The sequence below is a fragment of the Paenibacillus guangzhouensis genome (genome assembly GCF_009363075.1).
Classification (GTDB): Bacteria; Bacillota; Bacilli; order Paenibacillales; family Paenibacillaceae; genus Paenibacillus_K; species Paenibacillus_K guangzhouensis.
In genome coordinates this window covers 1,269,411-1,284,287 of record NZ_CP045293.1, presented here as the reverse complement: position 1 = coordinate 1,284,287, position 14,877 = coordinate 1,269,411, and the positions used below count along the sequence as shown (strand labels likewise).

The 14,877-nt window shown below is 43.5% G+C and carries 20 protein-coding genes; 3 read left to right on the top strand and 17 right to left on the bottom strand.

Annotated elements, in window-relative coordinates; genetic code table 11:
• Positions 1 to 170 precede the first annotated feature (170 nt).
• Entirely contained in the window at positions 171 to 572 is a 402-nt protein-coding gene (locus tag GCU39_RS05705) for a MerR family transcriptional regulator (protein ID WP_152392624.1), read from the top strand.
• Positions 544 to 864, top strand: coding sequence for a thioredoxin family protein (locus GCU39_RS05700; protein WP_152392623.1), 321 nt, complete (start codon positions 544 to 546; stop codon positions 862 to 864). The genes GCU39_RS05705 and GCU39_RS05700 overlap by 29 nt, the downstream gene beginning before the upstream one ends.
• On the opposite strand, the gene hisC is transcribed toward GCU39_RS05700, so the two are convergent.
• A complete protein-coding gene (hisC, locus tag GCU39_RS05695) occupies positions 861 to 1,919 on the bottom strand; it encodes a histidinol-phosphate transaminase (RefSeq protein ID WP_152392622.1) in 1,059 nt (352 codons plus the stop codon). The two genes, GCU39_RS05700 and hisC, sit on opposite strands and share 4 nt — an antisense overlap.
• A 120-nt stretch (positions 1,920 to 2,039) precedes the next feature.
• Here hisC and GCU39_RS05690 point away from each other — a divergent pair, with 120 nt between their 5' ends.
• Entirely contained in the window at positions 2,040 to 2,444 is a 405-nt protein-coding gene (locus tag GCU39_RS05690; protein WP_152397102.1) for a thiol-disulfide oxidoreductase DCC family protein, read from the top strand.
• Between the two features lie 18 nt (positions 2,445 to 2,462).
• On the opposite strand, the gene GCU39_RS05685 is transcribed toward GCU39_RS05690, so the two are convergent.
• The 16 genes from GCU39_RS05685 to GCU39_RS05610 all read right to left on the bottom strand — a co-directional run bounded on the left by GCU39_RS05685 (position 2,463) and on the right by GCU39_RS05610 (position 14,796).
• Positions 2,463 to 2,891, bottom strand: a complete 429-nt coding sequence (locus GCU39_RS05685) for a GNAT family N-acetyltransferase (RefSeq protein WP_152392621.1) — start codon at positions 2,889 to 2,891, stop codon at positions 2,463 to 2,465.
• Between the two features lie 169 nt (positions 2,892 to 3,060).
• Positions 3,061 to 3,243, bottom strand: a complete 183-nt coding sequence (locus tag GCU39_RS05680; protein ID WP_152392620.1) for a hypothetical protein — start codon at positions 3,241 to 3,243, stop codon at positions 3,061 to 3,063.
• A 97-nt stretch (positions 3,244 to 3,340) separates the two neighbouring features.
• Positions 3,341 to 5,191: a ribosomal protection-like ABC-F family protein gene (gene abc-f / locus GCU39_RS05675; protein WP_152392619.1), complete on the bottom strand. Its 1,851-nt coding sequence runs from the start codon at positions 5,189 to 5,191 to the stop codon at positions 3,341 to 3,343.
• A gap of 704 nt (positions 5,192 to 5,895) precedes the next feature.
• Positions 5,896 to 6,522 (bottom strand): hypothetical protein, encoded by a 627-nt coding sequence (locus GCU39_RS05670; RefSeq protein WP_152392618.1) that lies wholly within the window; start codon positions 6,520 to 6,522, stop codon positions 5,896 to 5,898.
• Positions 6,523 to 6,558: 36 nt separating this feature from the next.
• The gene (locus GCU39_RS05665) at positions 6,559 to 7,011 is read right to left on the bottom strand and encodes a hypothetical protein (protein WP_152392617.1); all 453 of its coding nucleotides are present in this window, start codon (positions 7,009 to 7,011) and stop codon (positions 6,559 to 6,561) included.
• A 655-nt stretch (positions 7,012 to 7,666) separates the two neighbouring features.
• Positions 7,667 to 8,173: a hypothetical protein gene (locus GCU39_RS05660; protein ID WP_152392616.1), complete on the bottom strand. Its 507-nt coding sequence runs from the start codon at positions 8,171 to 8,173 to the stop codon at positions 7,667 to 7,669.
• 109 nt (positions 8,174 to 8,282) lie between these two features.
• On the bottom strand, positions 8,283 to 8,474 hold the full coding sequence (locus tag GCU39_RS31790) for a CdiA C-terminal domain-containing protein (protein ID WP_152392615.1): 192 nt from the start codon (positions 8,472 to 8,474) through the stop codon (positions 8,283 to 8,285).
• Complete coding sequence (locus tag GCU39_RS31785; protein ID WP_152392614.1) at positions 8,456 to 8,692, bottom strand: hypothetical protein; 237 nt, start codon at positions 8,690 to 8,692, stop codon at positions 8,456 to 8,458. The genes GCU39_RS31790 and GCU39_RS31785 overlap by 19 nt, the downstream gene beginning before the upstream one ends.
• Positions 8,680 to 9,018, bottom strand: a complete 339-nt coding sequence (locus GCU39_RS05645) for a hypothetical protein (protein ID WP_152392613.1) — start codon at positions 9,016 to 9,018, stop codon at positions 8,680 to 8,682. The genes GCU39_RS31785 and GCU39_RS05645 overlap by 13 nt, the downstream gene beginning before the upstream one ends.
• A 499-nt stretch (positions 9,019 to 9,517) precedes the next feature.
• Entirely contained in the window at positions 9,518 to 9,985 is a 468-nt protein-coding gene (locus GCU39_RS05640; protein WP_152392612.1) for a DUF6985 domain-containing protein, read from the bottom strand.
• A gap of 17 nt (positions 9,986 to 10,002) precedes the next feature.
• Positions 10,003 to 12,036: an HNH endonuclease gene (locus GCU39_RS31780; protein ID WP_227793453.1), complete on the bottom strand. Its 2,034-nt coding sequence runs from the start codon at positions 12,034 to 12,036 to the stop codon at positions 10,003 to 10,005.
• Between the two features lie 360 nt (positions 12,037 to 12,396).
• Complete coding sequence (locus tag GCU39_RS05630) at positions 12,397 to 12,804, bottom strand: contact-dependent growth inhibition system immunity protein (protein ID WP_152392611.1); 408 nt, start codon at positions 12,802 to 12,804, stop codon at positions 12,397 to 12,399.
• Positions 12,804 to 13,469, bottom strand: a complete 666-nt coding sequence (locus GCU39_RS05625) for a polymorphic toxin type 28 domain-containing protein (RefSeq protein WP_227793452.1) — start codon at positions 13,467 to 13,469, stop codon at positions 12,804 to 12,806. Before GCU39_RS05625 ends, GCU39_RS05630 begins: the two co-directional genes overlap by 1 nt.
• A gap of 480 nt (positions 13,470 to 13,949) precedes the next feature.
• Positions 13,950 to 14,165 (bottom strand): hypothetical protein, encoded by a 216-nt coding sequence (locus tag GCU39_RS05620; protein ID WP_152392610.1) that lies wholly within the window; start codon positions 14,163 to 14,165, stop codon positions 13,950 to 13,952.
• Positions 14,166 to 14,285: 120 nt separating this feature from the next.
• The gene (locus tag GCU39_RS32455; protein ID WP_407671643.1) at positions 14,286 to 14,459 is read right to left on the bottom strand and encodes an HGGxSTG domain-containing protein; all 174 of its coding nucleotides are present in this window, start codon (positions 14,457 to 14,459) and stop codon (positions 14,286 to 14,288) included.
• 130 nt (positions 14,460 to 14,589) lie between these two features.
• Complete coding sequence (locus GCU39_RS05610) at positions 14,590 to 14,796, bottom strand: hypothetical protein (RefSeq protein ID WP_152392608.1); 207 nt, start codon at positions 14,794 to 14,796, stop codon at positions 14,590 to 14,592.
• Between the last annotated feature and the right edge of the window lie 81 nt (positions 14,797 to 14,877).

Here is a 14,877-nt window from a genome sequence, read left to right as displayed (position 1 = left end):
GATGTATTATAACCACAACCGAACATAACGCCATGTGACATTGATCACATTCGAACAATGAAATAAAAGGAAGATCACCGGTAGTTACCTATTGACCCTGACATTAATGTTAGGGTTTATAATCGAAATATCATCCCGTATACAATCATCGAAGAAAGGAGCCTAGACCATTGAAAATCGGTGAATTATCCAAAAGCACGGGAGTCAGCATTCGATCCTTGCGTTATTACGAGCAACAAGGCTTAATCACAGCGGATCGACAAGAGAATGGGTACAGAACTTATAGCCCGCTCATGATCGAGAAAGTCAATACCATTAAGTTCTATCTTAGTCTTGGCTTCACAACCGAACAAATCGCCAGCTTCCTGCACTGCGTCATGATGAACAAAGAGTCCTTCTGCAGTCAGATTGTCCCCATTTATAAGCAAAAGCTTGCGGAGATTGAAGAGCAAATTCAATTGTTGAGTCAACTGAGAACCAATCTGCTGGATCGAATCGAAGCGGTCACAGCCGAAAATCCTAACCCATTGGAGCGTGAATTCGATGTCCATGAAGACATTAACACAAGATAACTTGAATCAAATCCTTGCCCCTACGGGTGTCACACTCGTTGAATTTGGTGCGCCTTGGTGCCCGCCATGTAAAGTTCTTCTTCCCCTGCTTGATGAATTGGATCAGGAACATGGTTCTGACGTATCGATCATTAAGATTAATGTAGATGAATCACCAGAATCCAGTTCGCATTATCAAATCATGTCGCTTCCTACTGTCATGTTCTTCAAAGACGGCGTTCCGCAAGATAGGCTCGTAGGACTCCGTCCGAAAACTGTCTACCAAGAGAAAATTAAACAGCTCCTAGCTTAATGTATTATTTCCTCCAGCGCGCTGATCAATGCTTGCATTTCTTCATCGGTTCCGATACTTACACGCAAGTATTGATCGATGCGAGGCTGGTTAAAATATCGCACTAAGATGCCTTTCTCTCTCAGTGACTGGAACAATGCGCTCCCCTCGTGATTCGGATGCGTGATAAAGACGAAGTTGGCACGGGATTCCGGCACGAGGAAACCTAACGCACGCAGTTCATCGACGACCCACGTTCTTGTTGCAATCACCTTCGCATTCATCCGTTCGAAATATTCCTGATCTTCAAAAGAAGCCTGAGCACCAGCCAAAGCCAGACGATCCAGCGTATAGGAATTAAATGAATTCTTAATCCGGTTCAGCCCTTCAATCAAATCCGGATGACCGATTGCAAATCCAACACGAAGCCCAGCCAAGGAACGTGATTTCGAGCACGTCTGAATAACCAGTAGGTTCGGATAGCTATCTATGAGCTTCACCGCAGATTCCCCGCCGAAGTCAATATAAGCTTCATCGATGATCACCACGTGATCGGGATTATGGTCGAGAACGACCCGCAATTGATCCACTGGCACGAATGTCGATGTAGGCGCATTCGGATTGGCAATGACAACGCCACCTTCACTGCCGTAGAACTGCTCAAGCGGCATATTGAAATCAGCATCGAGCGGAATGCGTTCAACGGAGAGATTGTACAGCTTCGCATAGACCTGATAGAAACTGTATGTAATGTCGGCGAACCGGATTGCCCGATCCGGACTGAAGAACGCCGCAAAAGCGAATCCTAGAATCTCGTCTGAGCCGTTGCCGACGAAGACTTGATCAGGGGTTACGGCATAGTGCGCAGCTATCGTCTGAATGAGTGCATCACATGTCGGATCCGGATATAATCGCAAGTCTGCATTCGTCGCCTCGTCTATGGCTGTCAGAACACGCGGTGAGGGCGGGTAAGGATTTTCATTCGTATTCAGCTTAATGTATGTCTTATCCTTCGGTTGTTCGCCTGGTACATAAGGCGTTAAGGAAGCGGTCACCTGATTCCAATATTTACTCATTTCATGATCCTCCCATGGATAATATGCTTCATGCCCAAGGTAGCGAAGGTGCTTGTGTCATGGTATGCTGAGATTAACGTCTGTGCCAAGCGATAGCCTTGCATATAAGGAGCGTTGATGATGACCCCAAATCCAAAGGCAATCATTCTATTTGATGGTGTATGCAATTTCTGCAACAGCAGCGTTCAATTTATTATTCGTAGAGACAAGAACAGCTACTTCTCCTTCGCGTCGCTGCAAAGCGAGACAGGTATGCGTTTGCTCCGCGAGCAAGGTTACGCTGGTGAGCTTAGCAGCGTCGTTGTCATCGATCAAGGACAGCTCTATACGAAATCAGACGCTGCACTGCGCATTGCGAAGCAGTTCCATGGTATATGGCGTTCTGCAAGTGTACTGCGTATCGTGCCTCGGCCCTTAAGAGACCTCGTGTACAACTTCGTCGCTAAGAACCGCTACCGCTGGTTCGGGAAAAGCGATAGCTGTATGCTCCCTTCACCAGAAGTTCGCTCACGATTCCTAGATTAGGAGATGATAGATGTTCTATTACAGCATCTTACGAAAGCCTTGAACCGCATCCAACGCGTAGCCTAAGGATGCATAGAATTGATGCGCTTCTTTACGGAAGGCGCTCGAACAAAACATGATATATCCGCAGGAGTTTGCTTTCGCAATCTCTTCCAATGCAAGCATTAGTTTTTTGCCTACGCCATGCCCCTGAAATCGAGAAGAGACAATTACGTTCTCTACGACCATGAACGGTGTACAGGAGCCTACGAGATCAAGGCAGATAACCCCCATAACCGATCCGGCTAATACCCCATCCACTTTATAGCCCATCAAATGATAAGCCTCATTGGCACGCATCTTCTGGAACACAACTTCCATCTGCGTCAATGAACCTTTCTCCCCGATCAATTCTTCATATAGTGCCTCAAGTTCTGGTAAATCTTCTGCAACAATCGGTTGAATCATCGTTTCTTCACTTCCATTTCAATTCTTACTGTGTTCGGTATTGTACTATCATAACACTTCCCTATACTCCTTGAAACCACAAAACCTCTAACCCACCCTTGGAACAAGGAATGAATTAGAGGTTTACTGCAGTTATCGTCATGTTGTTAATGTATTGAGGTAACACAGTTTAAGCATATTGCAGCTTCATATATTTGGTTGTCTCACATGTCTCATGTTCTTCTTCCAAAGTCATGCTGGCCCAGCAGGCTCTGCATTGTTCTTCGGTTGTACATTTCGAGGCATCATCGCAAATATAGCAAAATCTCATATAGTTTTGTGTCATTTCATCCGTGAAGTTCGCGTTTTTCATGTCTCGTCAACTCCCTTTCGTTTATGACACCACTATATCATATGGCCCTCGAATAGTTTGTGATAAAATTCACATTATATATCCCAGATTGTGATATTTACGATTTTAGCTTATGGATCTCCGCTTTCAATTGCCGAATTTGCACCATATAATCTTCCGTCGACGTGTCTGTAGGATCCATTAGCTTCTGCGTTAATGCAAGTTCCAGGCGCTGCAGCCGATCCTGATCCTCCCGATTCATTCCGCCCTGTGCTTGGGCTTGACGATGATGCATGAACTCTTCGTAAGTGCCATCGAATAATTGGACCTCACCCGCTTCGATTCTGCAGATCCGGTTCGCCAATTGGCCGATTAAGTAGCGATCATGGGATACGACGACAATCGCTCCCGGATAACCTCGGAAGGCTTCCTCCATCTTCTCTTGCGTCGCAATATCCAAATAGTTCGTCGGCTCATCCAATACGAGCATATGTGCATCGCTAAAATACAGCTTAATGAACGCAACCCGGCATCGTTCGCCCATGCTTAGGTCTTTAATATACTTAAAAACATCGTCTCGCGAAAATAAGAAGCAGCCTAAAATCGTTCTCGCGTAGGTCTGCGTCATGTTCGGGAGTACCAATAAGCTGTCTAGAATCGTCATCTCTTCCTCGAGGTTCTCCAACTCCTGCGAGAAGTAGCCAATCTTCAGCTGAGGATGGTGCCGAACCGCGCCGCCTGAAGGCGAGAACTCACCAATCATGACTTTCAGCAGCGTAGACTTTCCGGCACCATTTGCCCCCATAACCGCAATACGATCCGCACGATCCACCTGCAGCTTCAAATTCGTAAAGACCGGGCTTGCATCGGGATAAGCGAACGTCACATCCTCCATACGGATTAAGGTATTGGATACAAGCGAATCGGCTTCAAACTGAACGTGGATTTTCGTGTCTTCCTTCGGCTTATCCACCCGATTCTGTTCGAGTCTTTCCAGCTCCTTCTCCTTCGCATGGTACCGCGTAATATTCTTCATCGCTCTAGCCTTGTAGTAGGATTTCGTAATCTTCACTTCGGTCTGCGTGCCCGCTCGCCGCTCAGCGGTATTGAACCACTGCTGATAGCGTCGAATACATTCGAGCAGTGCTTCCTTCTCTTGCTCCTGTTTCTTGTAAAGAGCCGCCTGCGTCTGTAATTCAATGTCCTTCTGACGGCGGTAGTCCGAGTAGCCTCCTGTGTATCGTGTACACCCCTTCGACGTCAGTTCTAATATCGCGGTTGCCGTGCGATCCAGAAAAGTACGGTCATGGGAGACCATCAAGATCGTTCCTTTATATGAGGCAACCCATTCTTCCAGCCATTCGAGCGTCTCACCGTCAAGATGATTAGTCGGTTCGTCAAGCAGCAGGAACCTGGGATTCGCGACCAAAATACGGGCTAGCTGCGCCTTCGTCTTCTGACCGCCGCTAAGATCGTTATACGGTTGATGCCATACGGCAGAATGTAATCCGACGCGCTGCATGCAGGTATCGATTTGAGTCTCGTTTTCGTAGCCGCCTAAGGACTCAAAGCGATTATACGCTGCTTCATACCGTTCGAATAAATCGGGATCCGATGAATCATCAGTGCCGTGCTGCAGCGCATTCTGTAGGTCTTCCATTTGGAGTTTTGCCGTGTGCCACTCGACCATCCCTTGTTGGACGAAATCGCGCGTCACAACATCCGATTCGATCTCTAGTTGCTGATCCAGCGTCCCCCATTCGGACACTGGAAGCATCCGCTGGATGTTTCCTCCATCGAGATCAAGCCGCCCGAGCAAGGCCTGCAGCAGCGTCGTCTTCCCGACGCCATTTTGCCCGAACAACGCGACATGCTCCCCTTCGACAATCTCCAAGCTTACCTGCTCAAAAATAACTTTGCCGCTATATTCCTTCGATGCTTGATTTACTTTTAAAAGTGTAGACTTCATACACATTCCTCCGATCGTCAAATAAAAAAATCCACGGCCGCAACTGACCGTGGATCTCGCAAACGAAATGTGTATAGGGTGATTCATAGGTACACGAAGTAAAGAGGCTATGCAATCACCCGCATCCCATAGAAAGGTGAATCGCACCACTCACTTGTACACAAGAAATAATCAGTCCCCGTCAGATGATACACGTATCCCGTTCACTCTACCCTCGGCAGAGGCCGCTTGAACAACTTCATTCAAGTTCGCGACGAAAATAACGTGTACTTACTTCATTGGACTGTGTGTACCTCCGTGATTTCATAAGATGGAATCATCATATCATGATGGTTGAAGAAGCACAAGACGTACTTAGCTGGATAGGCTCCGCCAATGTAGTTCGATAGCTTTTTCAGTTAACATATTTAGGATTCCTCCGAAACTGTCACTTGTAAAATAAGTTACTCCCGAGACGACTTGTCTGATAATATCAACATTACCCGTCCCCTCAATCCCAAGTCTGCCCGCATCACCCTTCCCATCTATCTTAGACACATTCGGTCCATCATGTAATGATGGTGGTTTCGATGCCCCGAAGTCAATCTTACTTGATTCGGCACCCATTATCATGACTCCTTCTGAAGTCGAAACAATCCGATATGGTCTACAGTTGTGTAGCATTTTCAAAAATCTGTGAGAAAACGAAGACAACAAAAAACAGGTCAAACATGGTAGTATCTGACCATAATCGACCCGTTAGATGTAACGTAAAAGCGATATTTAGGTAATAAGCCCAGTGTTTCTTTGCCTACATTTGACTTATTCATTTCCCTATACAAATTCTTAGGAGCGATTCTTTGTCCAAATGGAGCAAAAGTATCTTCCTTAAATAAATCAGTTGGTTTAGCATATCGCGTCCCCAAAATCTTCCCATCCGCCTTAGGAACACTTGGCCCATCGTATATAGGTTTTATGACCGCACCTGGTTTTGCCGCTGAGGCGTACCCACCAGCGATCATCCCTACTAAACTAATACTACTTAGCCAGTGCTCTTTAGACAAGGCATCTTCTGGAGCAAACGTCCACTTTACTGTATCAGGGATACCTATCGTTAGCCAATTAATAAAACGATACGGTGAATCCCACATCTTTACCGCACGGTCTTCTGCTCCTGTTATGATTCCTCCAGATATGCCGCTCGTTAAATAGTTGAAAAAATCATATGTCGAATCCCATTTCTTCTCGTTCCGTTCAACTGCTGCATCATAAAGATCTTGTCCGATTTCCTTAAAACTGTCAATCGATTTTTCGAACGGATTCCGGGTATCTGGGGCAATGCAGACTTCCATTTGTTTTGCTAGTGCTTCTTGTTCTTCTTGTTCTTCTTATTTTAACTTTTGTTCAAATCCATCGTAATTCTCTATCGCCCACGCCCTGTATTCCTTATTTCCCACGGCTAGTTGAATCATAGTGAGAAGTCGATCGTCGGTCGGCATCACCGAATGGTCATTCTTCAGCGGATTGTACTGACATGCAGATAACGGTGATCCCGTATATTCGGATCTCAAGTTCACATCCCTATCATAATATGAACGATTCATCCCAAGCCCCGACAGCATGGACCTTGCCTTCTCCGCCGCAGCATGCGCCCCTTCCATATAGGCGGTCTGTCCAAACTGCTTATATACCTCATAGGCTGCTTGGCATCGTCCTACCTCGATTAGCTCTTTACTGATCTGTTCTAATTTCTGCTGGGCTTCGATCTGCTCTTGCATCGAACCTTGCTGCATCATCTGCAGTAAGGCTGCAACCTCAGCATCTCCTTTATATTTCTGCATGCGATCAATCAATGTCGTTCTCTGGATTTGCAGCGTTAGACCTCGGAAAAATCCAAATAATATCGTTGGAATCGGCGCTGCTTGATACCAGGAGGAAGAATCCTTGAAGTATTGGATTGCGTAGTTCCTCTATCGATCCCATGAAGCCCGTTGACCAGCAGTTAGTGGCCGTTGTTGCAGGATGGACCCTTTCGCATTTTGTTTGACATCACCCTTCATGAGTGCTCTCGCATCTGCCATCGTTTGCTGTTCTGCTTACTCCTTCTAACACAGAACTACCTGCCTTTTTCGCCCCGTTTACTGCTTCTTGACCCCAACTTACGATGCCCTCATAAGTATTAGATGGCCATAAATTGTTAAGTTTTCTGCTTCCTAGGCTGGTTGATGTCTCTTCAACTTTACTGTCAATACTTGTTCACGCTTTACCATTCGTTTCATCCTCCTCTGATTTTGAACTTGCAAAAAAAAGCTCATTTCTACTTATGGTTCAAGTGGGAAGGAGCTTTTGAAAGTTAATCAAGTGTTGTTTAGTTGGTTGTATTGTACGATCTTGTAGTTGGAGTTGTAACCGAGTTTACACAAACTAATTTACAAACTATACAGATTCCAAATCTACCTATTTCTCATTACTGAGCTTTATATCTTGTATAATTTATTACTTTCCCGAGAAATTTTCCTCAATATAAGGGTAATGAAGAAGGTTTAAATTCTCCTTAGTAATATACTTGACACGGTATTCATCTAAATTGCTATTTATATACAACATATTATCTTTTCTTTTCATTACTGGAAAAGAACTATCATCCAGCAAAAGCAAATCTCCATCAATAACTCGTAAAATCCTTCCGATTATTTCAAGAAATTTCATCCATCCAATATTAAACGTCTTTGAAATCATCTGAACACTAATACGCATATTTGTATTAACGCTATGATATCTCATATTCATCTCCTGATATTCTTCCATATCATCATCTTCATCGTCTAGATCAATGTCTATTGAAAAGTATTCGCAACCAATATATACATATTGAAAATCAAGTTCATGTCGCATTTTATTAATCTTAACTTCCTCGACTATTACATCACTCGCTATTTCATATAATAGATCCCCTATGTTTATTCTTTCCAACTTAGTATTTATAAATAATTCGTAATCCATTCTTCCTACCTCCCAAAAACTCTAGTAATTTGACCATCCTTAACCATTAAGAGTTCATCTAGGTGTTTTAAATTTGCGTTGGGGTTTGTTTGTCTCAAAATAGTCTTTATTAGCTCATATTTTCAGCAGGATAATCATCTAGATTAAGCACAATTCTTTGGGCTTGATTTTTAGTCTTGTCTTTTATTTTTTTACAAATACTATCGATAGGAGTATCGACATCAGGAGCATAGTAATCAAACACTTTCCCCTCAATTAGGAAATCAGGATTTTTCCCTTCTTTTAGACCATAATCCTCCATTCATCCAACATTTGAATATCGTAACCTTGTTCTGCAAATAAGTCGGCAGCCTCGTTTTGTCTTATATTTCCTCTTCCACCTTCATGATTTGCATAATTTCCTCTTGGTTTTCCCTCTTTAGTCAATGAAGGTTCAGTTAACTTATTGTTAATACCACCTTTACCCGTCCCATCAATCCCGGATTTCCCCGGATCACCCTTCCCATCTATCTTAGACACATTCGGTCCATCATGTAAGGATGACGGTTTCGATGCACCGAAGTCAGTCGATCTTCTTCGTATTCGGCACCATCATCATGACACCCTCGGGGGTCATCGCCAGCCGATATGGCAGCATATTCGAAAAAGACTCTTGAAGCTGGGACACGGAGGTTGGATAATCGATCTTCTTCATCTTTCTTTTTCGCGATCGATGTCATCACTTCCGTCACTTTTTCTACCTTACCAATCTTCGTTACGGATACTCCAGGCACGAGCATGGATGCTACCGCGCCAATCATCTCCGCCTTTTTCTCTGGTGAAGCTTTATCAAAATCAGTATACATTTTTTTCGCCGCTTCGACGAGTACTTCGGGGTTAGCTGCTAGATAACTTACGGTGTCTGCGACTTCCTTCGTTGTCTTTTTGTTTATGTAAACTGGTCGTCACCAGATTGTTCTTGCACTGTAGTCATCGCCGCAAGTAGCCAGATTGTTGCGGACAATTTGCAGTAAAGTCCTGACAATATTAATGGTCGGGCTAACTACTCCAAAAGATGCTTTGCCTCTTCATCCTCTCTATCGGGGTGGCGTATTCTACAGTTGCGTAGCATTTTGAAAATCCTGTGAGAAAGTGAACATAACAAAAAACAGATCAATCATGGTGGTATCTGACCATAATCGACCTGCTTTGCGTAACGGAGAAGTATTATTTAGGTTATGAAAATAAAGCATTTGATGTGAGTACAAACAATGTGACGAAATCTTTATACAGGTATTACATGGGTTATATGTGCTATTGGTTGAATGATAGGTTTATTCGGCACTGGGTAGCCCCCACAAATACTCAAAGTGCCACATCTTGGTATCCCACCCTAGCTACTTCTTCATTAATTAGACGTATACCAACCCCATTTTCTTCATCCCATTTACAGTCAAATGTTAGTCCAATATATCTGCTTTCAAATCGTCTTGCAGATGGTACATAAATCCCAACTAGCATGATACTTTCAAGAAGTTTATCATCTGTTTCAATTAAAGGGTACTTTGCATTATATGAAACGTCGTACCCAAGTTCAGATCTCTTCTGTTTGTAATAATCTAAAATTGATTTCAGAACACTTTGCTGAATAGCCCCCCAATTTTCTTTCAAAGTATTATATGAAGCATACTGTTTTTCACTAAATTCGCCATCTTCTTCACCATCTACCATCAAAGCAATATTGACTTCTCCTCCGAAAAACTCAATTGTAGTATCCTTGCTCCACAAATAATCAAATTCAAGTTCACCGAAAACTGTATCATTAATTTTCAATTTGAGAAATCTCCCTTCTAATTATTTGCAAATCCGCCCGGTTCAAACGCTCCTGCGTTTATCTCTCCAACGCCACCTAGATGTCCGAATTTGCTGTTAATTTCAGATGGTACAAGTTGAATTGTTTTCCCATCATTTAATTCGTGCCAAGTTAGTTTTAATTCTTCGCGAATATCTGCAATGTCTCCTGCTTTAATTTTTCCTGGGGTTAACCCAAATTGACTAGCCAATTCAGGTGAGTTATTAAGTTGCTCAGCCAATTTTATATCTGCTTGTTTAAAATTCGCAGCTCTAGCTTTAGTTCCATTACTACCAACTCCGCCCACCATATGGTCAATTTCCAGTTGTGCTTTTGCTACAGGCGAAAAATCAGGTACTCCGTTCTTATAATTTATACCATCAATACCTGCTTCGTCTAATATCTTCTTCAATACAGGGTCTGGTGGTGGTTTTAAAATACATTTTGTTTCTCCCCTTTGGCCCTCAAAACTAACCGTTTTATTATTAGATGATGGCGTTTGATTAAGTCTCGATTCGTATGAACTGGCAAATTCAGTTTGCTTGAAAGCAGGTGGAGTATCAACTTCACCCGTCCCCTCAATCCCCGATTTCCCTGTATCAATCTTAGACACATTCGGTCCATCATGTAAGGATGATGGTTTCGATGCCCCGAAGTCGATCTTCTTCGTATTCGGCACCATCATCATGACACCATCGGGGATCATCGCTAGCCGATATGGCAGCATATTCGAAAAAGACTCTTGAAGCCGGGACACGGAGGTTGGATAATCGATCTCCTTCATCTTTTTCGTGATCGATGTCATCGCTTCCGTCACTTTTTCTACCTTACCAACCTTCGTTACGGATACGCCAGGCACGAGCATGGATGCTACCGCGCCAATCATCTCCGCTTTTTTCTCCGGTGAAGCTTTATCAAAATCAGTATACATTTTTTTCGCCGCTTCGACGAGTACTTCGGGGTTAGCTGCTAGATAACTTACGGTGTCTGCGACTTCCTTCGTTGTCTTCGCTGGATCTACGACAAATTTATATGCAAATTCCAGTGTACCAACGACCCCGTTCACTGTCTCTGTAATTAGACCTTCCGCAAACCCTCTCACTACACCATCGACCAGTTCCACATTTTTACGCCATTCGGTCCTGCCATAGGTGTCATTCAACCAAGAATAATAATAGGTCAATGGGGCCGCCATCGTATCGTTTTGAATATGCTCTTGGAAATACTTGAACGTTGTCTCATTCTCTTTATTGTCAGGTGTAATCAGCGTCCCATCAGGCAGCTTCGTTGGTGGGAGCCTCGCTTCAATCTGTTTCTGGGTCTCCGCTACAATATCTGCCCTTCGAATCTCTTCTACGATCTCATCATAGTTCACGAATGCCCATTTCCTGTATTCTTGGTCCGCCATACTAAGGCGAATCATGGTGAGAAGTCGATCGTCTGACGGCATCACCGAGTGGTCATTCTTCAGCGGATTGTACTGACATGCCGATAACGGTGCTCCCGTATATTCGGATCTCAAGCTCACATCCGTATCATAATATGAACGATTCATCCCAAGCCCCGACAGCATCGCCCTTGCCTTTTCCGCCGCAGCATGCACCCCTTCCATATAGGCGGTCTGTCCAAACTGCTTATATACCTCATAGGCTGCTTGGCATCGTCCTACCTCGATTAGCGCTTTGCTGATCTGTTCTAATTTCTGCTGGGCTTCGATCTGCTCTTGCATCGAACCTTGCTGCATCATCTGCAGTAAGGCTGCAACCTCGGCATCCCCTTTATATTTCTGCATGCGATCGATTAAGGTCGCTCTCTGGATTTGTAGCGTTAGACCTCTGAAAAATCCAAATAATATCGTTGGAATCGGCGCTGCTCGATACCAGGAGGAAGAATCCTTGAAGTATTGGATTGCGTAGTTCCTCCATCGATCCCATGAAGCCCGTTGACCAGCAGTTAGTGGCCGTTGTTGCAGGATGGCCCCTTTCGCATTTTGTTTGACATCACCCTTCAAGAGTGCTCTCGCATCTGCCATCGTTTGCTGCTCTGCTAACTCCTTCTAACACAGAACTACCCGCCTTTTTCGCCCCGTTTACTGCTTCTTGACCCCAACTTACGATGCCTCATAAGTATTAGATGGCCATAAATTGTTAAGTTTTCTGCTTCCTAGGCTGGTTGCTGTCTCTTCAACTTTTCTGTCAATACTTGTTCACGCTTTGCCATTCGTTTCATCCTACTCTAATTTTAGGAATGCAAAAAAAGCTCATCCTACTCATGGTTCAAGTGGGAAAGAGCTTTTGAACGTTTATCAAGTGTTTGAATTGTTTAGTGTTTGGTTTGTTGGTTGTATTGTGAGGTCTTGCAAGGTAGTTTGTAAACAACTTTTAAATAGACACTACAAATTCATTTTTTTTATAAATTTGGTTAATAATTCACTGTACTCTTTTTTATCCTCTTCATCTGGCCACTCTAAATCTGGAAGGATGTTATTAATCTGCTGTAGCAAAAGTTTAAGTTGTGACAAATCTTCAAATTCATTTAAGTCAATTGAATAAAGTAACCCTAGTAATTGACCTTCATACATTTCACCCGCCAGTGGGTCAGCAGATAAAATTTCTAATGCCCTTTTTATACCTAATTCAACAAAAATATTCTGAGATAACATCCTAGAAGTATCTTCTATGTCAATTTCATCAACTGATTTGCAGATTAATCTATTGTACCAGTTATCCAATGCATACTCTTGTTCAGCTTCCTGGATACTTTGATTTAAACAATAAATCTCTTTAATCGTTTTTCTCATTATTTTATTCCTCCAAAAGGTTCAAATAAATCTTCAATCTTCTTCAAATTTGTGTTAGCTTTGCCTAAAGCATCTTGTAGAGTTTTTCTAATAGAGTCTGATAAATTAGGATTCTGTAGAGAACCTTCGAGCCCACGCTTTATTTTGTTTAATCCTTTATATGAATCCTGCATTTCTTGCAAATGATTCCAATATCCTCCTCCTGGTTTTGGCACAGGATTCCCTTGCAAATCTCTTAAGGTTCCTGAGAAATCCATTTCCGTAAGGTGCTTATCAACTATGTTGTCCAAAGTTTCAAGGTTTCTTTTATGTGCTCTTGATAACTCTTCTACACTAGGAGCTTTTGGCGTCCCCTCAATCCCCGATTTCCCCGGATCACCCTTCCCATCTATCTTAGACACATTCGGTCCATTATGTAAGGATGATGGTTTCGATGCCCCGAAGTCGATCTTCTTCACCTTTTTCGCGATCGATGTCATCGCTTCCGTCACTTTTTCTACCTTACCAATCTTCGTTACGGATACGCCAGGCACGAGCATGGATGCTACCGCGCCAATCATCTCCGCCCTTTGCTCCGGGGTAGCTGTTTCAAAATCAGTATACATTTTTTTCGCCGCTTCGACGAGTACTTCGGGGTTAGCTGCTAGATAACTTACGGTGTCCACGACTTCCTTCGTTGTCTTCTTGTTTATGTAAACTGGTCGTCACCAGATTGTTCTTGCACTGTAGTCATCGCCGCAAGTAGCCAGATTGGTGCGGACAATTTGCAGTTAAGTCCTGACAATATTAATGGTCGGGCTAACTACTCCAAAAGATGCTTTGCCTTTTCATCCTCTCTATCGGGGTGGCGTATTCTACAGTTGCGTAGCATTTTGAAAATCCTGTGAGAACGTGAACATAACAAAAAACAGATCAATCATGGTGGTATCTGACCATAATCGACCTGCTTTGCGTAACGGAGATGTATTATCGTTTTTTGTAACACCATACGATCTTACGGAAGGCAATTACAACCCTCTTTATCCTTTTCACCACTCGTTAACCATGATCACGGCAAGGCATTTTTATATTCATTTTTGACCGCCATACCTTCTGCGGTAGTAAAAAGGAGCGAAACAAAGCGTGTGCTCTGTCTGCTCCTGTCTTCATCTTTGAAACTTACCTCTGGCTTGTTGCAGAATCTCGACCAACTGGTCTAACGAGCCATCACTTTTCTGCTTCTGCATATCTCTGAGCTTGCCGTTCTCCTGAATCAGTGCCGCAACATTCATCTGAACTTTGGTGATCGCATCTTCCATCGCTCTGATTTCAGCAGGGTCAGGCTTGTCCTTCTGTTCCTCCTGCTGAATACGTTGAAGCATACGCCTAATGTGTAACTCTGAAAGTCGGTATTCATTGTCCACCTGTACACTCGGGTCGGTTGAAACCTGATGGTACAGCTCTTGCTCTTCCTCCGTTAGCGTATCTAGCCAGATCGTTTCTTACAGTCCATGCTTTAAGGCGTTTTTGTTACCCTTTAGGCTCTCTCTATGTTTCGCCTTGTCCTTCGGCCCCGTTGATTTCCCACCATGAAACCTACACCTTCCATTCGCTAAAGCTGCTTTCTTGCAAGGTTTTCCGTTTTTCGTCTTTGCTCCGCACAGCCGTTTTCCCATTCTTTCACCGCCTAACCTCATATCATGGGGTATCGTTTCCCCAACCGGGGGAGGGCATATTGCCTCCAAGCTGTTTATCTATCTGTTTTCTACTACCTTTGGATATTCTCTATCCGACTTCAATACATGTTCAATATTCTTGTTCATCAATAGAGCAGGATTCTTCTAATGCTTTCCTCCTACTATCTTCCCTCTGTTTCTTTTGCAACTGAAATGCCTCAAGTTGTTCTGTTTTAACTATGAACGTAAAGCAATCAAAGTACAGACGTGTTAGTTCTGCTTTCATTTCGCTCTCCTGAAGGAGCACTTCCCATAAGAATTCTTCATGTTTCGTCATTGTGCTATTTCCTCCCGTGACTTTCGTATATGGTTGCTCTCGTGGTTTCGTGCCTGCTGCGGTAAAATGTCCTTGCTTGTA